Source organism: Sphingobium sp. SYK-6 (assembly GCF_000283515.1).
GTDB lineage: Bacteria > Pseudomonadota > Alphaproteobacteria > Sphingomonadales > Sphingomonadaceae > Sphingobium > Sphingobium lignivorans.
The window spans coordinates 4,068,954-4,093,267 of the sequence record NC_015976.1 but is presented as its reverse complement, the minus strand read 5'-3'; the positions used below and the strand labels follow the sequence as shown (position 1 = coordinate 4,093,267).

Here is a 24,314-nt window from a genome sequence, read left to right as displayed (position 1 = left end):
ATGCAAGGATTACATAGCAAACAGCGATTACCGGCCGGATAAATGTAAAAGATACATTATCGAGGTTTCTACGCGGGGAGGGATGCAACAATCGCATCGAGATCATCGGGGATTTCCAGATAGCGACCGGACAGCGAATCATAGCGGCCGGAGACCAGATCGAGACAGCGCTGCGCGCAGCGCGCCAGCCCGGCGGCCGTCTCGGAGCCGTCGGACACTTCCTTGAGGCGAGCGACCATGCCGGGGAGCCACTTCTGCGCCGCGGGGGCGTTCATGGTGTCGCGGGCGAGCGAGGTGAAGACAAAGCCCGGGTCGATCGCGAAAATCTTCACGCCTGTATCCGCAAGCTCGGCCGCGGCTTCCTCCACGATCCGGTTCTGCGCAATCTTTCCCGTGCAATAGGCACTGAGATAGGGCGCCACCTTCCGCGCGGCGATCGCCGAGACAATGACGATCCGGCCCCGGTCGCGCTCGACCATGCTCGGCAGGAGGCGCCGCAGGAACAGCATGGGCGCGCGGATATGGACCTGCTGAGCCGCCCACCAGGCATCCATGTCCAGCTCCCAGATGGGGCCGATAGGGCCGGGCACGCCCGCGTTGTTGATGAGGATCGTCGGGGCGCCGAGCTCTGCTTCGACCTGTGACACCGCCCGGTCGACATCCGCCGGATCGGTCACGTCCGCACAAAGCGCGATGGCCTCGCCGCCGGCCTGTCGAATGCCGGCAACGGCTTCGTCAAGCTGTGCCTTGTTGCGCGCGATCAACGCGACGGCCGCGCCTTCGCTCGCCAGTCGTTCCGCGATGGCGCGGCCGAAACCCCGCCCCGCGCCTGTCACGATCGCAATTTCACCGGCAAGCGCTGGCATCGTCCGTCTCCTTGTCTATGCTCCGGCGGTACGCGCGCTCAGCGCGGCCGCCGTCCGTCGGGCCGATCTCCCGACCAGGTCTCTCCGCTGACCGGATGCGGATAATGAAAGTCGACGATCGGCGTTTCCGGCCAGAAATTCGGCTCCCGGTCAGTGAGTTCATCGGGCCCGCCCGGGTCGTCCGGAAACACTTTCTGGAAGAAATGGCCGGCATAGGGCTTGCTGTGCGCCCAGCCCGTTTCATAATCCGCCTGCCAGAACATGTGATAATCGAGCACGGCGATCTTCCAGACGCCGTCTTCCTTCACATAGCTGTTCTCATAGACACCGGCTTCCCACCATTGCAGCGGCAGGCGCGGATTGATCTTCTCTTTCGTCACATGGCTGCCGCCCTGCATGAAGGCGCGGAAGCGGCCCCGGGCGCTTTGCCGATCCGGCGCGATGTCGACAATGTCCTGCAATTGCAGATGCTCGGCAAGCAGGCCGTAGACCGGCCCATTGTTTCCATCGGTGAAATTGCTGCGCAGGCGATCGCAGTAGAGGCGCCTCAGCCCGGCCTTGCCCCGGAAAATGCCGCCCATGAAGTGCAACTGCCCGTCCTGCGCGAACAGATCCACGACCTCGTCATAGAGGCCCTTGTCCATATAGTAGCCATATTTGAACTGGAGCGTCCGTACGGCCTGGATGTCTTCCATCACGCCCAGCCGATGCTGCAGCCGGGCGACTTCCTCGGCCAGTCCGGCCAGCGAGAGTTCCTCTGCCAATTCCATGCCTCCCTGACCTTGGCAGCGCAGCGGCTGTCATTGCCCCAAAGAAACCGCCGAGGGGATTGCCCGATGGCATCCCCTCGGCGCGAAGATCAGAAGCGGCGGCCGACCGTCACCGCCCATTCGCGCGGCCTGCTGGGCTGGCCGGTGAAGATGTAGGTGCCCGACTGGATGAACCGGTTCACATAATAGAACTGGTCGAAGAGGTTGGTCACCGAGAGCGCCGCATACCATTCCTCGTCCGGCGCATTGTAGGTCAGGCGGGCATTGGCGAGCGCATAGCCATCTTCCGCTGCGCGCGGATTGTTGGTCCACTCGTTGAACAGCCGGGACTGGTAATAGACGTCGAAGCGCGGCGTCAGGCTTCCGCCATTGCCCAGTTCGGCGCGATACTGGATGCCGGCATTATACTTCCATTCCGGGACGCCCGGCGCCTTGCTGTCCAGCGTCGGTCCGCCCGATACGCCGGCCGCCGCCCCCAGATCCTTGATCTTGAAGTCGGTATAGCTGGCCGACATGTCGATCTGGAGCCCGCGGGCCGGGCGGATTTCCATCTCGGCTTCCACGCCGTTGATGCGGGCACTGCCGGCATTGGCGATGACGATGCTCGGCGCGCCATTATTGTCGAAGCCGTTCGCACTCAGCTGCAGGTTCGAATAATCGCTGTGATAGGCTGCCAGGTTGAGCCGCACCAGCCGGTCGAACAGGTCGCTCTTGAGGCCGATTTCATAGGCGTTCAGCGTCTCGGGGCCAAAGGGCACGGCGGCCGCCGGCGTGAAGGGGCGCGGATTGATGCCGCCGCCCTTGAAGCCGGTCGAGAACTGGCCATAGACCATCACCCGGTCGGTAAGCTGGTAATCGAGGCCGATCTTATAATCCACCCGGTCCATCTCGGCTTCGGGCGACGTGAAGGCGCCGCCGGCGAAGAAGGGCGTGCCCGCCGGAACGTTCACCCGGTCGAAGCGATAGGACTTGGATTCCTTGGTGTAGCGCAGGCCGGCGGTGAGCGAGAACTGCTCGGTCAGGTGCAGCGTGCCATGCGCGAAGGCAGAGCGGTTCTTCGCATGGGTGCTGTCGTTCTGATCGAACCCGATGTTCGAGGCGGCCAGATAGGCGCCGCCGCCCAGGCTGCTGTCGCCCTCGAAATAGAACACGCCGGCGGCCCAGTCGAGCATGTCATTGAAGGACGTGCCCACGACCCGGAATTCCTGCGTAAACTGCTCGAAGCCGGCGATATTGTCGGTCAGGGCGACAGGCAGCGGCGCGTTGTTGGCATTCTGCGTGAAGCGGCCATTGAACTTCTGATAAGCGGTAATCGACTTGAACTGGACATTCTCGGTGATGTTCCAGGCGATGTCGCCGGAATAGCTCTCGGAATGGACCGTGTTCACGGCCGGCACTTCGCGCCCCAGGAACTTGCTGTCATAGGACGCGAAGGACACATAGGGATCGACGATGAAGCGCCCGTCATAGGGGATGCCATAAGCGGGAATCAGCCGATTATTGTTGTGATTCACCAGCGCGGTCGCAGCGGTATTGATGTAGATGAGCGAGTCCGCCGCGCCTTCCGAATTGTCGCGGATGATCTCTGCCGCCAGATTGACCTCGATGTCCGATGATGGCGTCCAGCGCAGGGCCGCCCGGCCCGCGCGAACGCTCTCGCCGCCCAGCGTGCCGAGCTTGCAGCTGTTGCCATGCTGCGAGACCGTGGGGGTGAGATTGCCCGCGAGCTCCGGATAGGCGCAGGCGAAGTCGACCCGGTCGACATAACCATCGCGTTCCTTGGATGCGAAGGAGAGGCGCAGGGCCAGTTGCTCCGCAACCAGCGGGATGTTCACCATGCCGCGAAGATCGATCCGGTCGTAACTGCCGTAAGTGCCTTCGATGGACGCTTCGAAGCGGTCCCGGGGCTTCTGCGAAATCAGGCGGACGGCGCCGCCGATCGAGTTCTTCCCGAACAACGTGCCCTGCGGTCCGCGAAGAATCTCGATCCGTTCGAGGTCGAGCAGGTCGAAGGACGTGCCGAACAGCGACGCGTGGTAGACGTCATCCACATAGAAGCCCACGGCCGGCTCGAGCGCGAAGTTGAAATCGGTCTGGCCGATGCCGCGGATATAGGCCTGGGTGGACTTGCCATAGCCCGAACTGGCGAGGCGCAAGGTAACGCTCGGCGCGGCCCTGCCGACGTCGGCAATGTTGTTGAAGCTGCGATCGGCAAGCTGCTCGCCAGTAAGCGCGGTGATCGCCAGCGGCGTGTCCTGCAGGTTGGTGGACCGGAACTGCGCCGTCACCACGATGTCGGCATTGCTGTCGTCCTGCGGCGCTGGCGTTTCAGCCTGCTGGCCATGTGCTGCCGTGGCGAGCGCACTCAGCACGAGCAAAGAGGCACCCCGGATGGCGCGGCGTTTCGGATAAGACCGACAGATCATTTTCTCTCCTCTCCTATGATGTGCCCGCCCCGTCCAAGACAGGGCGCCCGGAGAGTTGACCTCGCCGGATTTATGTATCCGATACATCAATGTCGCGAGAATGCGCAAGTGATAATGCAAACTTTACATACATCGCGCGTTCTGCTTCAACGTTGCCCATGCAGGGGCCACGCGACGAAGCGGAGGACCCGGCGAGGATATCGGAGGAGAGGACGTGTTGAGCGCGATGAAAACGACGCGGATATTGGCTGGCGACGCGGGAAGCGCGCTATGATCGAGGATTTCGACGACATCCCGGTGCGCGACCGGCTCATGATCGCCGATCGCATGGCCCGCTATTCCTGGGCGATCGATTCGGGCGATCTGGCGGCTTATCTCGATTGCTTCACCGAAGACGGCATCCTGCGTCACCCCTTGCGGGACGGCAGCCCGGGCGTCTTCGAAGGCCATGAAGGCATCAAGGCCTTCATCGGCGGCAGCATGGGCCAGCGGGCCACGCAGACCTATGGCCACCAGCACCAGTTCAATGCCACCTGCCTCAGCCGTGAGGGAGAAGACATCCGGGTGGCGGCCTACTGCATGATTTTCCGCCATGAATTCCACCGGCAGTACTGGCCGCGCGGCGCATCCTGGCGCATGGGCACATGGCATGCGCTGTTTCGGTCCGCCGGGAAGAGCTGGCGAATCGCCGATCTGGACGTCCGCATGTGGACGGACACGGCACTGGGTGCCGGGACCGCGCTGGTCGATCGCGGACCGGGAATGCCCGGCACGAAGGACTGAAACAGACCATCGCTCAATCAAGGGCGCACAGAATTGTCCGGGAGGGGAGAGTCGATGAAGGTTGATGAAACAGCTGGGGCGGAGCCGGAGCCTTACCCCTACTGGATGATGTTCATCCTGCTGCTGGTGGCTCTGTCCTGCTTCATCGATCGCGTGATCGTGGCCGCGCTCGGGCCGGCCATCAAGGCCGATCTGGGCATCAGCGATGCGCAGTTCGGGCTGCTCACCGGGCTTGCCTTTGCGTTACTTTACACGACGGCCGGGATCCCGGTTGCCCGGCTGGCGGATCGGCGCAAGCGTGTCCCGCTGCTCGCCATCGCGACCACCATCTGGTCGCTGACGACCATGCTGAGCGCTTATGCCGCCAATTACTGGCAGCTGCTGCTGCTCCGTCTCGGCGTCGGCATCGGCGAGTCGGCGGCCAGCCCCTGCACCGTCTCGATGGTGTCGGATCGCTTTCCGCGCAACAAAAGGGCCACGGCGCTGGCGGTGGTGGCGCTCGGCGCTTCCTTCGGCTCGCTCATCGGCGGCTTCGGCGGCGGGTGGCTTGGCGAGACATTCGGCTGGCGAAACACCTTCCTCATGGTGGGCGCGCCGGGTATGCTGCTCGCCCTGCTCATCCTGACGGTCAAGGAGCCGGTCCGCGGCCGGTTCGACGATCCCGCCAGCATGGCGCGTGAAGCGCCCCGCTTCATGGCGATGCTGCGCATCCTGCGGGCCAAGCGCACATTCCTGCATCTGGGCATGGCGTGCGGCCTCACCAGTTTCGTGAATTTCGGCATCCTGCTGTTCCTGCCGATGTATTTTGGCCGGGCCTACGAGATGAGCATGACTCAGGCCGGCCTTCTCTTCGGGATCGTCACGGCCGTCTCCAACGGGACCGGCACGCTCCTCGGCGGCATGGGCGCGGATTGGGCGGGCAAGCGGGACGAGCGCTGGTATGCCTGGCTGCCGGCCATCTGCCTCGCATGCGCCGCGCCGCTCTACATGATCGGCCTCTCCATGCCCAACTGGCAGACCGCCATGCCGCTCGTCGTCATTGGCGCGACACTGGCCTTCACATTCTACGCCCCCACCTTCGGCGCGGTACAGAACATGGTCGAGCCGCGCATGCGCGGCACGGCCTCCGCCATCATCATCTTCTTCCAGAACCTCGTCGGCATGGGCATCGGCCCGCTCTTCGTCGGCTTCCTCAGCGATACGTTCGCGGCACGGATGTTCGCGGGCGATTACGCCGCGCAATGCCACGGCAGCACGGCCCAGACCGCGGTCGAGTGCGCGGCGGCCGGCACGCTCGGCATCCGCTACGCCATGGTGATCTGCGCCTGCTTCGCCTTCTGGGCCGCCTTCCACTACTGGAAAGCATCGCGCACGCTCAAGGATGACATCATCTAGGGGCGAAGGGCGATCAGCCCGGGACCAAGTCCGCGCACCTCCCTTCTATCCAGTGGTGGATCTCGCACCTCGATAGCGGAACGCTCCTGACGCCCGTCCGGGTCGCTGGCTGCACTCCGCCCTAAGGCGCTCGAACAGCCTTCCGACTCTCCTGGATATCGGAGACGGGCAGGTCCGATATGTAATTTTCGTATGAAGAATCAGCCATGCTGCACGCGATCGACCGGGGCGGCTGGAGGGCCGACGATGTCACACGCGCCGAGATCGCCCGCCCTTCGCCCAGGACAATGCTGTTGCCGACGATCGGCGCGGCTCTCATCCTGCTGCTGTTCCTCAGTAGCGCTGCGCTGAAACCCCCGCTGGTAGAAGCGCGGCGCTGCCGGAAGCTGTGACGGCACGAGGCAAGCAGCGACCCTGTTCGGATGTCCCGACGCGGCCGAAGCTACCCGGCGGCATGTCACGCGTCGCTTGCCGACCCTGTAAGGCTGCGGCGGCGTGGCCGGACAGAAAATGATGCGCTTGCTGCATCAGAAGCGCGGGGATACCCATTCAGACCGCCCTGCAATAGTCGCTCATGCGTATTTGCGTGGTGCGCCAGTCTCTCAGCTCGGAGTCACATTCTTGCGTTTTCTGATTGCCTGTTTCTTTTCACTGACAGCTCTGTTTCCCCTGCAGATGGCGCGTTCCGCCCCGTCTGATGCGCCGCGCGCGCGCGTGATCGTGCTGGGGGTCGATCATGGCACCCAACTCGTCTCCGAACGCGATCAGCCCGGCATGTTGGCGGCCTATCTGAAACAGGTGCAACCCGATGCCATCTGCATCGAGCGTCCGCCCGAACAGGCTGCGCGCGGCGATTATTACGAATATACCTATGAGGTGCAGGGGATCATCCTACCTTATGCCAAGGCGTCGCGGGCCACCCTCTGCCCGATCGACTGGATGCCGCCGGTCGAGGACGCGAAACTGGGCTTCGGACTGGACCTCGATACACCGCTGGAAATACGCCGTCCCAGCGGCTTTCAGGGTTTCCTGACCTTCCCGGATCGCGCAAGCTTGACCCGTGACTTCTTCGCTGCCGAGGATCCGCAGAATCTGGCGGCCGTCGTACACTGGGCTACGACCCCTGCGCCCCGGGCAGACCTGGATCTGCCGCGCCGCCTCTATCTCTACCGGACATTCCTCCAGGCAAGACGCATCCGTGCAGCGGCCATCGCCCATCCAGGCAAGACCGTGCTGGTCGTCGTGGGTTATTTTCACAAGCCAGATCTGGATGACATCCTCTCACATGATCCGGCGATCGAACTGGTGAAGGCCTCCGCCTACGATCGACCCGACGATGACGCTGTCGAGGCAGCGACCACGACGGAGCATCTGGCGGCAATCCTGTCGTTCAACCTTCTTGGCGCCCAAGCCGAAACCGGCATTGTCAATTGGCGGTGGGTAGGAAATGTGCTGGACCGGTTCCAGGCGCGGCAGCAAGGCCCCGAGGCGAACCTCCTGCGTATCCGCTACGAGTTGCTGACAGGTCGGATCACGCTTGCGCAAGCCTCACGGCAATTCCGTCATCTCGCAGCGGCCACGGCGGACGATGTCAGATTTAGCTGGACGGGCGTGCAGGATGTCTTGCGCATAGACTCCTTCTTCGATCCGTTCGGCAATCTTTCCGTGCGGCAGCGCGCGTTGATTGAACTGGCGCGCTGCCAGTTCGCATCGGGTGATGCACGCGAAGCGGACGCGATCATTGAGCAAGTAAGGCGCACTTTGTCTCCCAGACAAGCGCTACAACTGACCGGATATGCCGAGAGGCTTCGGCCTAACAAGGCGCCGTAGTCGACAGCAATGGTGCCAGGCGGTTACCGGACCTTCGCCAAGGCTGCCCGCGGCGCATTCATGCTGAAGGGCCTGCAGTCGCCGTAACCATTTGCGCTCACCCGCCAGCGGGCCAAGCTGCAGAAAGCCAAGTGGGGCAGCCTCGAATCAAAATCGGGGTTTGCCCGACTGAATGTACATCTCGGACTGAAATGGCGGAGCGGGAGGGATTCGAACCCTCGATGGGCTTTTGACCCATACTCACTTTCCAGGCGAGCGCCTTCGACCACTCGGCCACCGCTCCGCATGCCCTGGAGTTCGGGCGCCCTAGCGGGCTATTGCGACTTTCGCAAGGTTCTGCGCTGTGGCATGTCCGTCATGATGAAATATGTTCCCCACGCGCGGTTCCTCGCCTGTTTGCTGGCCCTCGCTCCCTCCGCTGCCGTGCAGGCGCAGGGCCCGGCGCTTTCGCCCGCGGAAATCGTGCAGGCCGCGCCGCAGCGCGACTGGATCGACATCCCGGCAAGCGACCTGCTGGTCATGACACTGGCGCCCGATGCCGAGGGGAAGCCGCGGCGCGTGGTCATTCAGCTCCTGCCCCCGCCTTTCAGCCAGGGCTGGGTGAGCAATATCAGGACGCTGGCGCTGGCGCGCTGGTATGATGGGGCCGTCATCAACCGCGTGCAGGACAATTATGTGGTTCAATGGGGCGATCCGCATGCGGAAGATGCCGCGCGGGCACGAGCGGTGCCTGCCACGGTGCGGCCGGTGCCCCGCAGCGACTATGAGGCATCGCTGGACGCCGTCGCCGATGCCATGACCCGGACGATTGCCGCGGACGGGCTGGCCGATTTCAGCGAGAGCCTGGCTTCGGAGCAGAAGGAAGCGGCGCGCATCGCCGAGCTCGCCATGGCCGGCTCGCGCACGGAGAAGGCGCCCAACGGCTGGCACGAACGGGATGCTTTCGCGCCCTGGGTCGAGATCCGGGAGGGCTGGCCACTTGCTTCGGATGGTGAGCATATGTGGCCAGTGCACTGCTACGCCACGGTCGGCGTCGGTCGCGGCATGGCGCCGGACACGGGAACGGGCGCGGAGCTCTACGCCGTGATCGGCCATGCCCCGCGCCACCTGGATCGCAACGTGGCTGTCGTGGGTCGCGTGATCGAGGGGATCGAGCAGCTCTCGACCCTGCCGCGCGGCACCGGGCCGCTGGGTTTCTATGAGCATGAGGCGCAGCAGGTCCCCATCCTTTCCATCCGGACTGGAAGTGATCTCCCCGCTCGCGAGCGGCCTTCATTTCAATATCTGTCCACCGAAAGCGAGAGCTTCGCGCGCTATGTGAACACGCGCGCCAATCGCAGCGATCCCTTCTTCGAGGTGCCTGCAGGCGGCGCCGACGTCTGCAGCATGCCGGTTCCGACTCGTCGTAAACCCTGAGCGCGCGAGCGGCCGCTTTCGCTTCGTTCAGTCCTCTGACGGACCGGCCCATGGCTCCGTCGGGCGGACTGGCGGCCGTCCACTGCCTGCCCCGATGGGAACCGCCCCTCCCCCAGGCGCGTTGGCAAACGTGAACATCGGAAGGGATGAAATCATGATTCGGCTTGCCGTTATCTGTCTGATCATTGCCGGCATCGCAGCCCTGCTGGGCTTCAGCGGCGCCGCGGGAACCTTTGTCGGCATCGCCAAGATCCTCGTCCTTGCGGGCCTTGCCCTTTTCGTCCTCTTTCTCGTTCTGGGCCTGCTGGCAGGCAGGAGCGTTTCGAAGCGGCTCGATTAAGGATCTTCCGGCCTCATGACTCCGGCGTGAGGATGTGTCCTAGAGCGTGATCATCTTAGGTTGAAGCATAGCCACTATTTCTGAGATAGTTTGCGCATTCGGTGGGGGAGAAGGCGTCGAGCAGTGATCCGATGCGCTTCCATGTTGCCTCGACTGATCGTTCGTTTGCCTTTCGCAAGAGCGTCTTGAGCTTGGCGAAGACCTGCTCGATTGGGTTGAGGTCAGGGCTGTAGGGCGGCAGGAACAGGAGCTTGGCCCCGCAGCTGCGGATAGCCTCACGCACGGCCTGGCCTTTGTGGCTGCCGAGGTTGTCCATGATGACGATGTCGCCCGGGGCAAGCGTAGGGACGAGGAACTGCTCGACATAGGCAAGGAAGAGTTGGCCGTTGATTGGTCCGTCGAGCACGCACGGGGCATCGATCCGGTCGTGGCGCAGCGCGGCGAGGAAGGTCAGTGTGCGCCAGTGACCGAACGGCACTTTCGCGTGCAGCCTCTGTCCGCGCCAGGCGCGACCGTGGGTGCGGGTCATGTTGGTCTTGGCCCAGGTCTCGTCAATGAAGACGAGGCGCGATGGATCAAGCCGGTTCTGGTACTTGCGCCACTGCATCCGTCGGCGGGCGATGGCGGGACGATCCTGCTCGCTGGCGAACAGGCTTTTTTTTGAACGACAGTCCCTCGCGTTCGAGGAACAACCACAGCGCGCCATAACTCGCCTTCACCCCGCGGTCTGCCAGTTCGGCCAGCAAGCCACGCAGCGTCAGATCGGGTTCTGCTGCAACACGCGCCAGCAGCCACTCCCGCTCCGGCAGCAACACCGGCTTGCGGTGCCCGCCCAGTTTGCCTGGGACAACCCCGCCAGTCCGGCGCTGGCGCTGAGACCAACGCACAGCGCTCGCAACGCTCACGCCAAACTGCGCCGCTGCCGTTCGGGCGGAAGCGCCCGACGCCATCGCAGCAACAACCCGCTCACGAAGATCAATCGAATAGGCTCGGCTCATCCCTGCTGGCCTCCTGCCCAGCCAGCAGGTTGAATCAGAAAAATCAGCCCGCGTGAATCCCCAATCGATTCAATCAAACAAGATCACGCTCTAAAATGTCCGGAAAGGTCCACGCGCCGCTGCCCTTTGCCGGGCGAGCAGCCTGAAGCGATCAGCGCATCATTGCCTTTTGCCGGCGCCGCTGCACCGACGAGCCCAGGCCGATGGCTTCGCGATATTTGGCGACTGTTCGGCGTGCGAGTTCGAAGCCGCGCTGCCGCAGCAGATCGACCAGCGTGTCGTCGCTCAGGATTGCGTCCGGCTTCTCCTCGGCGATCAGCGCCCGGATGTGGCTCTTGACCGCTTCCGCCGAAGCCGCCTCGCCGCCATCGGCCGAGGCCACCGCACTGGTGAAGAAATATTTGAGCTCGAACGTGCCCCGCGCGCAGGCGAGATATTTGTTGCTCGTCACGCGGCTGATCGTCGATTCATGCAGATCGACGGCATCCGCGATCACCTTCAGCGTCAGGGGGCGCAGATGCGTCACGCCGTGCCGGAAGAAGCCTTCCTGGCGCCGGACGATCTCCTCGGTGACCCGCAGGATCGTGCGCTGCCGCTGATCGAGCGCCTTCATCAGCCAGTTGGCATTTGCGAGGCAATCCGAAAGCCAGGTCTTTGTCGTCTTGTCGCGCGATCCCCCGGCCAGCTGGGCATGATAGCGCCGGTTGACCAGCAGGCGTGGCAGCGTCGCGCCATTGATCTCGATTGCCCATCCTTTGCCGCGCTCGGTCACCAGCACGTCCGGCGTGACGGCGGGCGGCTTTTCTCCGCCATAGGCCAGCCCCGGCTTGGGATCATAGGTCCGCAGCTCGCGGATCATGTCGCTCATGTCTTCCTCATCCACGCCGCAGATGCGGCGCAGATGGGCGATCTGGCCCTTGGCGAGCAGATCGAGATTGTTGATGAGGCAGGCCATGGCCGGATCGTACCGATCGGCCTCGCGCGCCTGGAGCGCGATGCATTCGCTCAATGTGCGCGCGCCGACGCCGGTGGGATCGAAGCCCTGGATGACCGCGAGTACCTCTTCGACCTGCGCCAGAGGGACGCCGAGCCGGTAAGCCGTCTCGAGAAGATCGGCCTCGAGATAGCCGCATTCGTCGATCTGCCCGATGAGCTGGTGGGCAATGAGCAGGGATGTGCCGGACAAGGCCGCTTCCGCCTGCTGCGTCAGATGCGTGTGCAGGCCGATATCGGCCGCCGCGAAGCTGTCGAAGTCCGGCGCATCCTCGTTCCAGGAGGCCGAGCCCATGCCGCCCGCGTCCGCGCCGGAGCCGGCCTGCGGGGATGGCAAGTCGCCGGGGCCATCGTCGATGAAGGTTTCCGAGGCATAATCGACATCCAGCGGGGAATCGGCTTCGCCCGCGCCCCGGCCCATCAGCGTGTCGGCTCCGGCTTCGGGTCCGGACAGAGGCTCGGCGCCGTCGGGCCGCTCAACTTCCTCCCGCGCGGGGCGGCTGTCGATGTCCCCCGCTTCCAGCAGGGGATTGCGTTCCAGCTCAGCCCCGATGAAGGCTTCCAGCTCCAGGTTGGACAGCGCCAGCAGCTTGATCGCCTGCTGGAGCTGCGGCGTCATGACCAGCGACTGGCTCTGCCGAAGATCGAGGCGAGGCGCCAAGGTCATGCCCGGGCGATCTCCTCAGCGGATCCCGCGAGGCGAGGGGCGCCTCACAGCGAGAAACTCTCGCCAAGATAGAGGCGCCGCACGTCCGCGTTGGACACCAGCTCTTCGGGACTGCCGGCGAACAGCACTTTCCCGTCATAGATGATGCAGGCCCGGTCGACGATTTCCAGCGTCTCCCGCACATTGTGGTCCGTGATCAGAACGCCGATGCCCCTGACCTTGAGGTCCTTCACCAGGTCCCTGATGTCGGCAATCGACAAGGGGTCGATGCCCGCGAACGGCTCGTCGAGCAGCACGATGGAGGGATTGGCCGCGAGGGCACGGGCAATTTCGCAGCGCCTGCGCTCGCCGCCGGACAAGGCCATCGCGGAGCTGGAGCGAAGCCGGGCAAGGCCGAATTCGTCCAGCAGCGTTTCGAGCTTCTCGCGCCGCGCGGCCGCATCCGGCTCGGCCAGCTCGAGGACGCTCAGAATGTTCTGCTCGACCGTCATGCCCCGGAAGATCGAGGTCTCCTGGGGGAGATAACCCAGACCAAGAATGGCCCGGCGGTACATCGGCAGGCCAGTGATATCGACACCCTCAAGGATGATCCGCCCGCTGTCCGGCTTCACCAGCCCCATGATGGAATAGAAGCATGTCGTCTTGCCGGCGCCGTTCGGGCCGAGCAGCCCGACCACTTCCCCATGGCCGACCTCAAGGCTGACATCGGCGAGCACGGTGCGCTTGTCATAGCTTTTTGCGATCGAAATGACCTGAAGGCGATGTTCGCCGGCTTCCGATTCCGCTCCGTTCGGCTTGAGGGGAGCAGCCACGTCACTCATGCTTGGTCCTCTTCATGACAGGTTGCCGACCGCCGCTGGCCATTCACCTCAGTGCTGGCATGTTGCGACTTTCCCCGCAATCTCCATGTGGCCGGAAATTTGCATGGCCGCGGCAGAACGCAAGGGGGCCGCGCCGGATTTATTCGCGCGTTCACTGCCCCGGCTGCTGGCGCACCTTGAACGTTCCCGATACCCGGCCGCCGGGCGACGTGCTCGTGCCGGGCGCGCCGGTGGCGGAGCCGTCGACGGTTGAGCGGCCCGTATTGAGGTCGATCACGAGTCTCGATCCGGTCAGGCGGTTGCCACCCTGATTGAGCTGCACATTGCCGATCATCGTGATCAGCTTCCGGTTGAGATCGTAAATCGCGACCGACCCGCTCGCCCGCTCGTTGCCGCGCGTCACCACGACGCCACCCGAGGCGTCCAGGCGATCGATCTCGACACCATTATTGTCATGATAGGCGACGGTGAGCCGCTGAGCGGTGAGGGTCAACCCGGCCTGCGTCACCTGCACATTGCCAGTGACGACGACCCTGTCCGCACGATCCTGAACCTCGATGCGGTCAGCGGAGAAGTCGACGGGGGCGGTCGTATCGTGCCCGCGCAGCACCTGCGCGTCGGCGCGGCCGTCCGGCATCATGGCCATCAGGACCACACATCCGGTCGCCATGGAAAAGAGGGTCAACGGGTTGCGCAACATCACTGCCCCTTGCGTCCAAATTGTTCCATGCGCAAGCGAGCGTTGCCTTCCAGAGTCACGGTCCGGGCCTCAAGATCGGCACTCAGATGGTCGGCCCGGAATGTCCCGGTGGGAATGCGCCCCTCGACGCTGCCCCGACTGCGCAGACTGCGCTGCTGCAACTGGATGTCCACGTCCCGGGTGGTGAGCCGATAGCCGTTGGCGCTCTGGAACTGGATCGGCCCGATTACCGAGACGGTTTCCTTGTCCATGTTGTAATTGCCCTGCCGGGCAGTCACGACAGCGCCGCCTTTCTCCATCTGCAGCCGGGCTTCCAGTTCGTTCAGCTCGACGACCGGATCGCGCGAGCTGCGCTGCAACGCCGAGCCGGCGCGCAGGGAAAAGGGCCGGCCGCTGGCATCCTCGCCGCGATAAAGCGCTTCCACGACCTTCAGCCGTTCCGTCGCCATGTCCACGCGATTCTTGTCGAGGACGAAGCTGACTTCGTTCTCATGCGTGAAGGGGGCCGTGAACAGGAAGATGGCCAGGACCGCGACGACCACCGGCAGCACGCGCTTGAGCAGCGTGATCATCCTGTCATGGCTGCCGCCGGGCGTGGCCCAATGCTGCCGCTTCGTCCGCTGGGCCGTGGCCTCGGCGGACAAGGCCATCTCTTCGCCGGTCAGTATATGGCCGCGGCGGTCACGCATGGGCGAAAATGTCTGTCTCCGGCCATCCGGCAAGATCGAGCAGCGCCCGATGGGGCAGGAAGTCGAAGCAGGCCTGGGCCAGTGCCGTCCGCCCTTCGCGCGCGAGCCGCTGATCGAGTTCGGCCTTGAGCAGATGAAGATAGCGCACGTCGGAGGCGGCATAATCCCGCTGGGCGTCGCTCAGTTGCGGGCTTCCCCAGTCCGAGCTCTGCTGCTGCTTGCTGATGTCGAAACCCAGCAGCTCGCGCACCAGCTCCTTGAGGCCATGGCGATCGGTGTATGTCCGGGTGAGCCGCGAGGCGATCTTGGTGCAGTAGACGGGCGCGGCGAGCACACCGAGATAATGCTGGAGCGCGGCGATGTCGAAGCGCCCGAAATGGAAGAGCTTGAGCCGATTCGGATCGGCGATGATGGCGCGCAGATTCGGCGCGGCGAAATTGCTGTGCGGCGCGAAACGCACGAGATGCTCGTCCCCCCGGCCATCGCTGATCTGGACCAGGCACAATCGGTCGCGCGGCGTGATGAGGCCCATGGTTTCCGTGTCGATCGCCACTGCCCCTTCGGCCAGAACGTCTGCGGGCAGGTCTTCTTCATGCAGATATACGGTCATGAGGGCATCCTTAGCCGCATGTCGGCCGCAGGGAAACCTCCCTGGAAGAAAGTGATCGGGGTAGCGTCAGGCGCTTGAAATACACGCCATGGTTGCCAGATTCGGACGACGAAACATTTCGTCACGACGAAACGCGCCAAAATCATTCGCCCTTGTGGATAAATACCGCTATAGCGAAACTTGGCTGAGTTTGGGCTTCGGCCGAGTCTCCGTGCTTGTCGTCCGGCACGGGTGATGACCGTAGAAGGGACGCGCGAAAGTGATTAACAGGGCATGAGTTTTGACAGAGGACGCCGCGGGCGCGGCAGGGACAAGCGGGATGGTTTCGGAGAACCGCAGTTCGAAGGATATTCCGATTTCGGCGGCGGATACGGCGGCTCCCGGAACGACAGAGGCGGTTTCGGCGGCGATAGAGGCGGCTTTGGTGATCGTGGCGGTTTCGGCGGCGGCGGCGGTGGTGGCGGCTTCGGTGATCGCGGCGGCGGCGGCGGCGGCGGTTTCCGTGGCGGCGGTGGCGGCGGCGGCGGTTTTCGCGGCGGCGGCGGCGGCGGTGGCGGTCGTGGCGGAATGCCGGCCCAGGTCGTGGGCGAAGGCTCCGGCACGGTCAAATTCTTCAATGGCCAGAAGGGTTTCGGCTTCATCGTCCGTGACGATGGCGGCGAAGACGTGTTCGTTCATATCAGTGCCGTGGAGCAGGCCGGTCTGACCGGACTTGCCGAAGGCCAGCAGCTCAAGTTCACGCTCGTGGACCGCGGCGGCAAGATCTCGGCTACCGAACTGCAGATCGAGGGCGAGGCTCTGCCTGTGCCCGAGCGGGAAGAACGTCAGGAACGCACCCCGGTGCGCCAGCTCACCGGCGAGCGCGCGAGCGGCACGGTGAAGTTCTTCAATGCGATGAAGGGCTTCGGCTTCATTCAGCGCGACGATGGCCAGCCTGACGCATTCGTGCACATCAGCGCGGTGGAACGGGCCGGGCTCGCTTCCCTTCAGGAAGGCGATCGCCTGGACTTCGAGCTTGAGGTGGATCGGCGCGGCAAATACGCGGCCGTCAACCTGGAGCCCAAGACCGACTGACGGCCAGCGGCACCTAACAATATGAAAAGAGCCGGAAGCAATTTGCTCCCGGCTCTTTTTTTGCGTGACGCGGGCAGGTCAGACGTTGCGGCTGGCCTCGAACAGGAACCAGGCGCGCTGCTCGGCCTGATCGGTCCAGTCGTCGATGGCGCCGTCCGTGGCGTTGTCGCTCGCGGCGCCGGCCAGTTCCTTGGCGGCCCGCAGCGACTCGACCAGCGACAGATTGTCCTGCCGCAGCTCGGCAAGCATATCGGCGGGGCTGACGAATTCGGCTTCGTTATCGCTGAGCGACTGGCGGCGCGCGACATCGCCGATCGAGCGAAGGGCGGTGTTGCCCGTCTTCCGGACGCGCTCCGCGATCAGGTCCGTGGTTGCCAGCACTTCAGCAGCCTGCTCGTCGAACATCAGGTGGTAATCGCGAAAATGCGGGCCCGACACATGCCAGTGAAAATTCTTGGTCTTGAGGTAAAGCGCGTAATAATCCGCCAGCAGCCCGTTAAGCGCATGGGCAACCGCCTTGACCGCATTTCCCTTGAGATCCGTCGGTGTCTTGAGCGCACTGTCCGTCATCTTGATCTCCATCGGTACAAAATCTCACTCCGTCGCGATCTTCCCGCGACCGCCTCCGATATGGCACGGCCCAAGGCCGTTGGCGAACGGATACATATGGATAGACCGATCGACTGGCTCGATCTTTGATTCAGAGCAACCCCAGCGACCAGAGCGCGCAACCCAGCCCGCCGATGACGAGCGCGCCGCCCGGCAGGGGCATGATTCGCGTGCGGGCGAAGGCTGCTTCATAGGCGCGGCCGGCGAACAGCGGCGGGAGCAGGCCAGCGAGGCCGCCGAGCACGCCGCCGATGGCGGTGGCCCAGCCATTGCCGGTCATCGCCGCAATGCCGACGAGCAGGAAGGCGGTGCGTCCCGCGAGTCGGTTCGCCAGCAGGGCGACATAGAGTCGTGTGCGCTTCGCGGTCACGCGCTGCCCCATCGCGTGGGTTTCCGTCGCGCGCGCTTCCTTTGCATGCGTCGCCTTGCGTCCCGTGGCCAGCAGGCCGAGGCCGCCCGCAATCAGGGTGAAAGAGAAAAAGAGAATGCCCGCAGCCCCGGGCAGCAGGCGCGCCATCAGCGTGCCGAGCCCGGCCGAGACCGCCGCGCCAGCCATCACGATCAGGATGACGAGAGCGGCTCCGTCAGGCCCGACCTTGCGCGCCAGCCTCTGGGATCGGTCGCCCTGATCCAGCAGCAGCCCGATCAGCAGGGCCAGCAGCAGCGCGTCCATCGTTCAGTATCTCGTCAGCGACAGCCCTGGAGCGCGGCAGCCGCAAGATAGACCCGGGCGGAGTCCGGCCCCATGGTCTCGCCTTCGGCCGCCTCCCGCATCAGGGCGAGGTAATTGAGCGCGATCTGCCGGTGGCCGTTATAGGCGATCACCGACTCGAGCATGCTCGCGAGCCCCTCGACCGCGTGATAGTCATTCCGGCGGGCGAGGGAGCGAACCTCATCCAGCTGTGTGCACAGGGCCGCGAGGGACAGTGTGGCACATGTCTCTTGCAAGGTTTCGATGCGCCCCAGCATTTGGGCCCGCACGAACAAGGTCGCGTCCTGATGCACCGTCATTCCTCCCACAGCGGCGAGCGGCGGTCAGGCCTCGCCCGCCGCCATGGCCATATTCCACATCCAGGGTTAAGACGGCGTTTGTCTTGCCGCGGTGCAGGGCCCATGTTGCAGACGAAGACGACGCGCCGGAACCCCAGCAAAGCTTGACAAAGTTGCGCGATTCCCGCATTGGCCGCCGCCGAACCGGACGTTGCAGGCAAGGCAGCGTCCATATTTCACGAGTTTGAGCGCTTCTTCACCGCTTCGGCGAACAAGTGCATTTTTGTTGAGGAAACCGGCCATGGCGAAGCCCGCCACAGTGAAGATCCGTCTGGTCAGCTCGGCTGACACGGGCTTTTTCTATGTGACCAAGAAGAATCCCCGCAATCAGACCGAGAAGCTGACCTTCCGCAAATATGACCCGGTGGTGCGCAAGCACGTCGAGTTCAAGGAAGCCAAGATCAAGTGACGGCGGACCCGGCGCACCGTTAAAGGCGCGCCGTTCGGGACGAATCGCTGGCCCGGGTGGCAACGCCCGGGTTTTTGCGTATGTGCGGGCCGTCACGGCCGGCCCGGTTCATATGCTGACGGACGGCTGCTCGAGCAGGCTGTTCACCACTTCCATGAAGCGCATCACCGAAATCGGTTTCGAAACATAAGCGCTCGCTCCGGCGGCCCGGATTCGCTCCTCGTCGCCAACACCCGCATAAGCGGTGACGGCCATGATCGGCACGGTGGCGAGATTGGCATCGACTCGCAGCGATGCGATGAGATCCAGCCCTGTGACATGCGGCAACTGGATATCCGTGATGATGAGATGCGGCTGGAAAGCCGTGGCGTCCGCGAATGCGTCCCGCCCGTCGCGCACCGCATGCGTCTCGTGCCCATGCGCCTTGAGCAGATCGCAGAAGAGCTTCAGATTGAGCTCATTGTCCTCGACAACCAACACACGTTTTGACACGGCTGCTCCCAGAGCCGATGGACGATGCTGTTTTCTCGACAGGATTGCCGAAACGCAAGGTCTAACCGGATGAACAGCGAATATCCGATCAGCGAAGCGGACGAAAGCATGGCGCTGCGCCTTATCGGGTGGGTTGTGGCTGATTCGGTTCGTGCCGACAGGATGCTGGCCCTGACGGGGCTCGATCCCGCTTCACTGCGGGCGGGGCTCGCCGACTCCGCGCTGCTCGGCGCGCTCATGGATTTCGTCATAAGCCATGAGCCGGACCTCATCGCCTGCGCCCGGGACCTCGCCGTCGAGCCCGCCGCGCTGGTGGCGGCCCGCGCGCGGATCGGCCGATGAGCCGGCCACTCATCATCAGCGATTGCGACGAAGTGCTCATGCACATGGTCGTGCCGTTTCGCGCCTGGCTTGATGAACTGCACGGCATCCATTTCAGCTTCTCCGAAGGCTTCGAACGGGCCCTGCGTCACAAGGACAGTGGCGATCCCGTGGAGCGGGCGCGGATATGGACCTTGCTGAACGACTTCTTCCAGACGGAGATGCATCGCCAGACGCCGATATCGGGTGCCGTCGCGACCATGGCGCGGCTCGCGCAGCGTGCCGACATCGTCATCGTCACGAACATCGGGGAAGAGCTGGCGACCGCGCGGGCGGACCAGATCCATCGGCACGGCCTGCCCTACCGGGTGATCGGCAACCGCGGCGGGAAGGGGCCCGCTGTCGCGAAGCTGATCGAAGAGACCGGCGCACCACTCACGCTCTTCATCGACGATCTTGCGAACAACCACGCGTCCGTGGCGCAGGATGCGCCCCAATGCTGGCGACTGCATTTCGTGGGTGAGCCGGAAATGGCGCCGCATGTGGATGTGGCCCATGAAGCGCACGCACGGATCGACGACTGGAACGAAGCGGAACGCTGGATCAATGCGCGGCTCGAAGAGTTCGAGGCCATCGCGGAAGATCTGCGTCATACTTGACGCGCTCGCCCTCTCATGCTGAGGCTCAGGTCCATGAGCAGCATCGAAACCCGCCTCGCCGCAGAAGGCATCGTCCTTCCGCAGCCCGCCGCCCCCGTCGCCGCCTATGTGCCGACGGTACAGGTGGGCAATCTGCTTCATATCAGCGGGCAATTGCCCTTTGCCGCCGATGGCGCGCTCATGACCGGCAAGCTCGGTGCCGAGCGCGATCTGGCATGGGGCCAGCAGGCCGCCGAACGGTGCGCGCTCATGCTGGTGGCGCAGATGAAAGCGGCGCTCGGCGATCTCGACCGCGTGGAGCGGATCGTCAAGCTCGGCGCCTTCGTGGCGAGCACCGCTGATTTTACCGATCAACCCAAGGTCGCCAATGGCTGCTCCGAAATGATGGTGCGGATTTTCGGCGAGGCAGGGCGGCATGCGCGCAGCGCGGTCAGCGTGCCCGTGCTGCCGCTCGACGCCTCGGTCGAGATCGATGCCGTCGTCGCCATCCGGACCTGATGCCAGGCGGCGCCTCTTTCCTATCCCCTTATCCGGCGGCCGAGCCGCTTGATGGTCGCCTTTCCTGAATGACGGACGGCGCGACGATCCACCTGCATGATTCGGTCGCTGCGATCGATGGCCACGCTTGGGATGCGTGCGCGGGGGGCGACAATCCGTTCGTCTCCCATGACTTTCTGGCCATCCTCGAGGAATCGGGCAGTGTTGGTCCGGGCACTGGCTGGTCGCCGGCGCCGCTGGGCGTCTATGATGAGGCGGGCGGACTGCTCGCGGCCGCGCCGGCCTATCTCAAGAGTCACAGCCAGGGCGAGTATGTGTTCGATCACGGGTGGGCGGATGCATGGGAGCGCGCGGGCGGACATTATTATCCCAAGCTGCAGATCGCCTCGCCTTTCTCCCCCGTGCCCGGTCCTCGCCTGCTGCTCCGGGACGGGGAGGGGGGCGCGGCGCTGATCGCCGGGATCGAGGCCGTGATCGACCAGAACGGCCTTTCCTCGGCCCATGCGACATTCATCACCGAAGACCAGCGGGAGCTGTTCCGCTCGGCTGGCTGGCTTATCCGGCAAGGCACGCAGTTCCACTGGACCAATGAGGGCTATGGCAGTTTCGAGGATTTCCTCGCCGTCCTCTCCAGCCGGCATCGCAAGGACATGCGCAAGGAGCGTGCGAAGGCGCAGGCCGGGCTGGAGATCGTCCACCTGACAGGCAGCGACCTGCAGGAACGGCATTGGGACGATTTCTGGCGCTTCTATCAGGATACCGGAAGCCGGAAATGGGGGCATCCCTATCTGACCCGGCGCTTCTTCTCGCTGCTGGGCGAGCGGATGGCGCAGAAAGTGCTCCTGATGTTCGCGCTGCGCGATGGCGTGCCGATCGCGGGCGCGCTCAACCTCATCGGCTCGGACACGCTCTATGGTCGCTATTGGGGCTGCACGCAGGACGTGCCGTTCCTGCATTTCGAGCTCTGTTACTATCAGGCGATCGAGGCGGCCATCGCGCGCGGCCTCAGTCGCGTGGAGGCCGGGGCGCAGGGGGAGCACAAGCTTTCGCGCGGCTACCGGCCCGTCGCGACATGGTCGGCGCATTATATACCGGACCCCGGCTTTCGCAGGGCCGTGGCGGATTATGTGGAGCGCGAGGCCATGATGCTGAGCGGCGACATGCCCCTGCTCGAAGAGCGCACGCCTTTCCGCAGGAGCGAGCCCGAGCGCTGAACCTTGTTTGAGCGTTGGGCTGCGTGCCGTGCGCCGCAGATCAGCTCATGCAGCGCAGCGGGGTGCCGTCTGCATCAGCCAGGCGCGGGCCTGGCGCTGGGCCTCGGCGATTTCGCGCGCGGTCATTTCATCGGCGATCTCCGCGCGGCACGCCTGCCCTTCCTCGCTGCCGGCAAGGGCTGCGAGATTGAACCATTTATGTGCTTCGACGAGATTGACGTCGACGCCACCGGTACCGCAACTGAACGCAACACCCAGGTCGAAACGGGCCTGCGCATCACCATAGGCCGCTTCCCGCATGCGGCTGTCGATCAGAAAACGGGCACTCTCCATGCTGCTCGCCATGATAATCCCCAGCTTCACTTCGCTATGGGGATGAAACAATCATGGGCGGCTTGAGAAATGGTTAACGCCGCGGTGAGGCGTGAGCCGTGCTCGCGGTCTCTTCGCCGATGATCCGGGCGTTTCAGAGGTTAATGGCGATATTGTCGATCAGCCGCGTCCCGCCGATTCTCGCGGCGGCGAGGAGACGGGCCGGTCGATACAGCCGGGTGACAGGTTCGAGAGTCTCCGCATCGCAAAGAGCGAAGTAATCGACCGAGTCGAAGCCGGAATCGAGGAGGAATTGCGTCGCCCAGGCGAGAATCGCCGGCACGTCCTCTCCGGTCTGAATCGCCTCGCCGGCGACGACCAGAGTCTCGGGCAAGGCGATGGCGCGGGCGCGCTCTTCCGGCCCGAGATAGGCGTTGCGGGAGGAGAGGGCGAGCCCGTCCACATCGCGCTGCGTCGGCACGCCGACGATCCTCACGCCCAGATCGAGATCGCGGACCATGCGGCGGATGATGGCGAGCTGCTGATAATCCTTTTCGCCAAAACAGGCGACGTCCGGTCGCACCTGGCCCAGGAGTTTCGCGACCACGGTGGCCACACCGTCGAAATGGCCGGGGCGCCAGTGCCCGTCCAGCCCTTCCGACAGGCCGGCCACATGAATGCTGCTGGCGAAGCCCTGCGGATACATGACGTCCACGTCAGGCGCCCACAGGGCAGCCACGCCGGCCGCTTTCAGCATGGCCGCATCTGTCTCCTCGCGGCGCGGATAGGCGGCAAGGTCCTCATTGGGCCCGAACTGGGTGGGATTGACGAAAATCGACACGACCACATGCGCCGCCCGCGCCTGCGCCTCGGCCACAAGCGCCATGTGCCCATCATGCAGCGCGCCCATGGTCGGCACCATGGCGATGCCGCCGCCGCTCGCACGCAAGGCAGCCACGCCGGTGCGAAGCGAGGGAATGTCACGGAAGATTTGCACGCCGCTCGAGGCTCCGATAAGGCCGGTCACAAGGTCGGTCGCTGGCTTCGCCTGTCCGGCCCGGGCGGTCAAGGGGCCGCGACCATCACGAAGAGTTTCGACGGGATCCATGACCAGCGCAGCGCCGCACCTCATCGTCTTTGCCAATGAAAAGGGCGGGACCGGAAAATCCACCACGTGCGTTCATGCCGCCGTCGCGCTGGCGGCGCAGGGCATTTCCGTCGCTGTCATCGATCTCGATCACCGGCAGCGTACCTCGGCACGCTATCTGGAGAATCGCGCGGAAACGGCCCAGCGCCGCGCTGCCGAACTGCCCTCGCCGTCCTGGCACGTCTATGACGGCGACAGCACCGCGGGGCTGAACGAGATGATCGCCAGCGCGGCCACGAACGCCCGCGTCGTGGTGATCGACACGCCCGGCCGTGACGATCCGCTCGCCCGCTACGCCGCGACGGCGGCGAACACGCTGGTGACGCCGATGAATGACAGCTTCGTCGATTTCGACCTCATCGGGCAGGTGGATCCGGAGAATTTCAAGGTGAAGCGCCTCAGCTTCTATTCCGAGCTGATGTGGGAAACGCGCAAGACACGCGCCAAGGCCGATGGCTCCTCGATCGACTGGGTCGTCCTGCGCAATCGCCTGCACCATATGGAAGCCCGCAACCAGAAGCGCGTGGGCGACGCCCTGACCGAACTCGCGCGGCGCGTGGGGTTCCGCGTGATCCCGGGCCTGTCCGAACGCGTGATCTTCCGCGAGCTTTTTCCCTCGGGCCTGACGTTGCTCGATCGCGGTCATCTGGGCGAACTGGGCGTCAGCCATGTGGCGGCGCGGCAGGAATTGCGGGAAATGATCGCGGGGCTGGCGCTGCCCATGCTCAACAGCGGGCACCCGGCCCAAACCGCCGCCTGAACGATGCTGCTGCTGCTCGCCGCGCTTGCCGGGCTCGGCCTCTGGCTGTGGCTGGGCAAAAGGCGCAAGCAGATCCCCGCGGCCTGGCTCGGCATTGCGGGCACGCTCATCGGCGCCGTGCTGGTCGCGAAGGGCATGCCCGTGGTCGGCGCGCTGGTGACCACCGGTGCGGGGCTGTGGCTGCGCTACGGCGGCATGCTGACAGGCCGGACATCGCCCGCGCCCATGCCGACGAGCCGGGCCGATCTCAGCCGGGCGGAAGCAGCCGAACTCCTCGGCGTGACGCCCGATGCCGATCGCGATGCGATCATTGCCGCGCATCGCCGGCTGATCGCGCGCAACCATCCCGATGCCGGTGGTTCCGCCGGACTTGCCGCCCGTCTCAACGCGGCGCGCGACCTTTTACTCAAATAGCCATGATACTAAAATAAGACCGGTCGCAACCGAACCCGATCCATCCTTCAG

The 24,314-nt window shown here is 64.3% G+C and carries 29 protein-coding genes and 1 tRNA gene; 14 read left to right on the top strand and 16 right to left on the bottom strand.

Annotated elements, in window-relative coordinates:
* Nucleotides 1-68 precede the first annotated feature (68 nt).
* From SLG_RS18855 to SLG_RS18845, 3 genes are all read right to left on the bottom strand, one after another.
* Nucleotides 69-866, bottom strand: a complete 798-nt coding sequence (locus SLG_RS18855) for an SDR family NAD(P)-dependent oxidoreductase (protein WP_014078119.1) — start codon at nt 864-866, stop codon at nt 69-71.
* Nucleotides 867-904: 38 nt separating this feature from the next.
* Nucleotides 905-1,636, bottom strand: a complete 732-nt coding sequence (locus SLG_RS18850; RefSeq protein WP_014078118.1) for a nuclear transport factor 2 family protein — start codon at nt 1,634-1,636, stop codon at nt 905-907.
* Between the two features lie 89 nt (nt 1,637-1,725).
* Nucleotides 1,726-4,062 (bottom strand): TonB-dependent receptor, encoded by a 2,337-nt coding sequence (locus tag SLG_RS18845; RefSeq protein ID WP_014078117.1) that lies wholly within the window; start codon nt 4,060-4,062, stop codon nt 1,726-1,728.
* Nucleotides 4,063-4,332: 270 nt separating this feature from the next.
* Between SLG_RS18845 and SLG_RS21870 the strand changes: the two genes are divergently transcribed.
* The 4 genes from SLG_RS21870 (at nt 4,333) to SLG_RS18825 (ending at nt 8,070) form a co-directional block, all read left to right on the top strand.
* The gene (locus SLG_RS21870) at nt 4,333-4,845 is read left to right on the top strand and encodes a nuclear transport factor 2 family protein (RefSeq protein WP_014078116.1); all 513 of its coding nucleotides are present in this window, start codon (nt 4,333-4,335) and stop codon (nt 4,843-4,845) included.
* A gap of 54 nt (nt 4,846-4,899) precedes the next feature.
* A complete protein-coding gene (locus SLG_RS18835) occupies nt 4,900-6,240 on the top strand; it encodes a spinster family MFS transporter (protein ID WP_014078115.1) in 1,341 nt (446 codons plus the stop codon).
* A 206-nt stretch (nt 6,241-6,446) separates the two neighbouring features.
* Nucleotides 6,447-6,632 carry a hypothetical protein gene (locus SLG_RS18830; protein ID WP_014078114.1) on the top strand — a complete coding sequence of 62 codons (186 nt, stop codon included), beginning with the start codon at nt 6,447-6,449 and terminating at the stop codon, nt 6,630-6,632.
* Between the two features lie 229 nt (nt 6,633-6,861).
* On the top strand, nt 6,862-8,070 hold the full coding sequence (locus tag SLG_RS18825; RefSeq protein WP_148276648.1) for a hypothetical protein: 1,209 nt from the start codon (nt 6,862-6,864) through the stop codon (nt 8,068-8,070).
* Between the two features lie 192 nt (nt 8,071-8,262).
* On the opposite strand, the gene SLG_RS18820 is transcribed toward SLG_RS18825, so the two are convergent.
* Nucleotides 8,263-8,353: transfer RNA gene (locus SLG_RS18820), tRNA-Ser, on the bottom strand.
* Nucleotides 8,354-8,418: 65 nt separating this feature from the next.
* Here SLG_RS18820 and SLG_RS18815 point away from each other — a divergent pair.
* Nucleotides 8,419-9,486, top strand: coding sequence for a peptidylprolyl isomerase (locus tag SLG_RS18815; protein WP_014078112.1), 1,068 nt, complete (start codon nt 8,419-8,421; stop codon nt 9,484-9,486).
* 154 nt (nt 9,487-9,640) lie between these two features.
* The gene (locus SLG_RS18810; RefSeq protein ID WP_014078111.1) at nt 9,641-9,826 is read left to right on the top strand and encodes a DUF1328 domain-containing protein; all 186 of its coding nucleotides are present in this window, start codon (nt 9,641-9,643) and stop codon (nt 9,824-9,826) included.
* A gap of 55 nt (nt 9,827-9,881) precedes the next feature.
* On the opposite strand, the gene SLG_RS21105 is transcribed toward SLG_RS18810, so the two are convergent.
* The 6 genes from SLG_RS21105 to SLG_RS18780 all read right to left on the bottom strand — a co-directional run bounded on the left by SLG_RS21105 (nt 9,882) and on the right by SLG_RS18780 (nt 15,304).
* A protein-coding gene (locus SLG_RS21105) for an IS630 family transposase (RefSeq protein ID WP_014077526.1) occupies nt 9,882-10,824 on the bottom strand; the annotation gives its coding sequence in 2 pieces (ribosomal slippage) (nt 9,882-10,487 and nt 10,489-10,824; 942 coding nt in all).
* A gap of 151 nt (nt 10,825-10,975) precedes the next feature.
* On the bottom strand, nt 10,976-12,484 hold the full coding sequence (gene rpoN, locus SLG_RS18800; protein WP_014078110.1) for an RNA polymerase factor sigma-54: 1,509 nt from the start codon (nt 12,482-12,484) through the stop codon (nt 10,976-10,978).
* Nucleotides 12,485-12,528: 44 nt separating this feature from the next.
* A complete protein-coding gene (gene lptB, locus SLG_RS18795) occupies nt 12,529-13,305 on the bottom strand; it encodes an LPS export ABC transporter ATP-binding protein (protein ID WP_014078109.1) in 777 nt (258 codons plus the stop codon).
* 151 nt (nt 13,306-13,456) lie between these two features.
* Nucleotides 13,457-14,005 carry an LptA/OstA family protein gene (locus SLG_RS18790; RefSeq protein ID WP_014078108.1) on the bottom strand — a complete coding sequence of 183 codons (549 nt, stop codon included), beginning with the start codon at nt 14,003-14,005 and terminating at the stop codon, nt 13,457-13,459.
* Nucleotides 14,005-14,694 carry an LPS export ABC transporter periplasmic protein LptC gene (gene lptC, locus SLG_RS18785; RefSeq protein ID WP_014078107.1) on the bottom strand — a complete coding sequence of 230 codons (690 nt, stop codon included), beginning with the start codon at nt 14,692-14,694 and terminating at the stop codon, nt 14,005-14,007. Before lptC ends, SLG_RS18790 begins: the two co-directional genes overlap by 1 nt.
* Entirely contained in the window at nt 14,687-15,304 is a 618-nt protein-coding gene (locus SLG_RS18780; RefSeq protein ID WP_014078106.1) for a ribonuclease D, read from the bottom strand. Before SLG_RS18780 ends, lptC begins: the two co-directional genes overlap by 8 nt.
* Before the next feature lie 273 nt (nt 15,305-15,577).
* Between SLG_RS18780 and SLG_RS22395 the strand changes: the two genes are divergently transcribed.
* The gene (locus SLG_RS22395; protein WP_014078105.1) at nt 15,578-16,378 is read left to right on the top strand and encodes a cold-shock protein; all 801 of its coding nucleotides are present in this window, start codon (nt 15,578-15,580) and stop codon (nt 16,376-16,378) included.
* A gap of 78 nt (nt 16,379-16,456) precedes the next feature.
* On the opposite strand, the gene SLG_RS18770 is transcribed toward SLG_RS22395, so the two are convergent.
* The 3 genes from SLG_RS18770 to SLG_RS18760 all read right to left on the bottom strand — a co-directional run bounded on the left by SLG_RS18770 (nt 16,457) and on the right by SLG_RS18760 (nt 17,998).
* Entirely contained in the window at nt 16,457-16,948 is a 492-nt protein-coding gene (locus SLG_RS18770; protein ID WP_041393733.1) for a Dps family protein, read from the bottom strand.
* A 130-nt stretch (nt 16,949-17,078) separates the two neighbouring features.
* Nucleotides 17,079-17,660, bottom strand: a complete 582-nt coding sequence (locus SLG_RS18765) for a hypothetical protein (RefSeq protein ID WP_014078103.1) — start codon at nt 17,658-17,660, stop codon at nt 17,079-17,081.
* Nucleotides 17,661-17,674: 14 nt separating this feature from the next.
* Nucleotides 17,675-17,998 carry a hypothetical protein gene (locus SLG_RS18760; RefSeq protein WP_014078102.1) on the bottom strand — a complete coding sequence of 108 codons (324 nt, stop codon included), beginning with the start codon at nt 17,996-17,998 and terminating at the stop codon, nt 17,675-17,677.
* 280 nt (nt 17,999-18,278) lie between these two features.
* Between SLG_RS18760 and rpmG the strand changes: the two genes are divergently transcribed.
* Nucleotides 18,279-18,446, top strand: a complete 168-nt coding sequence (gene rpmG, locus SLG_RS18755) for a 50S ribosomal protein L33 (RefSeq protein WP_014078101.1) — start codon at nt 18,279-18,281, stop codon at nt 18,444-18,446.
* Nucleotides 18,447-18,554: 108 nt separating this feature from the next.
* On the opposite strand, the gene SLG_RS18750 is transcribed toward rpmG, so the two are convergent.
* Complete coding sequence (locus SLG_RS18750) at nt 18,555-18,938, bottom strand: response regulator (protein ID WP_014078100.1); 384 nt, start codon at nt 18,936-18,938, stop codon at nt 18,555-18,557.
* Nucleotides 18,939-19,007: 69 nt separating this feature from the next.
* Here SLG_RS18750 and SLG_RS18745 point away from each other — a divergent pair, with 69 nt between their 5' ends.
* The 4 genes from SLG_RS18745 (at nt 19,008) to SLG_RS18730 (ending at nt 21,630) form a co-directional block, all read left to right on the top strand.
* Nucleotides 19,008-19,280, top strand: coding sequence for a DUF3572 family protein (locus tag SLG_RS18745; RefSeq protein WP_014078099.1), 273 nt, complete (start codon nt 19,008-19,010; stop codon nt 19,278-19,280).
* Entirely contained in the window at nt 19,277-19,918 is a 642-nt protein-coding gene (locus SLG_RS18740; RefSeq protein WP_014078098.1) for a hypothetical protein, read from the top strand. The genes SLG_RS18745 and SLG_RS18740 overlap by 4 nt, the downstream gene beginning before the upstream one ends.
* Nucleotides 19,919-19,951: 33 nt before the next feature.
* Nucleotides 19,952-20,416: a RidA family protein gene (locus SLG_RS18735; RefSeq protein WP_014078097.1), complete on the top strand. Its 465-nt coding sequence runs from the start codon at nt 19,952-19,954 to the stop codon at nt 20,414-20,416.
* 68 nt (nt 20,417-20,484) lie between these two features.
* A complete protein-coding gene (locus tag SLG_RS18730; RefSeq protein ID WP_014078096.1) occupies nt 20,485-21,630 on the top strand; it encodes a GNAT family N-acetyltransferase in 1,146 nt (381 codons plus the stop codon).
* A 45-nt stretch (nt 21,631-21,675) separates the two neighbouring features.
* Here SLG_RS18730 and SLG_RS18725 read toward each other — a convergent pair whose 3' ends face one another.
* Nucleotides 21,676-21,975, bottom strand: coding sequence for a sel1 repeat family protein (locus SLG_RS18725; protein WP_014078095.1), 300 nt, complete (start codon nt 21,973-21,975; stop codon nt 21,676-21,678).
* 121 nt (nt 21,976-22,096) lie between these two features.
* Nucleotides 22,097-22,939 (bottom strand): pantoate--beta-alanine ligase, encoded by an 843-nt coding sequence (gene panC / locus SLG_RS18720; protein WP_014078094.1) that lies wholly within the window; start codon nt 22,937-22,939, stop codon nt 22,097-22,099.
* Nucleotides 22,940-23,048: 109 nt separating this feature from the next.
* Here panC and SLG_RS18715 point away from each other — a divergent pair, with 109 nt between their 5' ends.
* Together SLG_RS18715 and SLG_RS18710 are read left to right on the top strand one after the other, a co-directional pair.
* The gene (locus SLG_RS18715) at nt 23,049-23,849 is read left to right on the top strand and encodes a division plane positioning ATPase MipZ (RefSeq protein WP_014078093.1); all 801 of its coding nucleotides are present in this window, start codon (nt 23,049-23,051) and stop codon (nt 23,847-23,849) included.
* A gap of 3 nt (nt 23,850-23,852) precedes the next feature.
* The gene (locus SLG_RS18710) at nt 23,853-24,263 is read left to right on the top strand and encodes a molecular chaperone DnaJ (RefSeq protein WP_014078092.1); all 411 of its coding nucleotides are present in this window, start codon (nt 23,853-23,855) and stop codon (nt 24,261-24,263) included.
* The last annotated feature ends 51 nt before the right edge of the window (nt 24,264-24,314 follow it).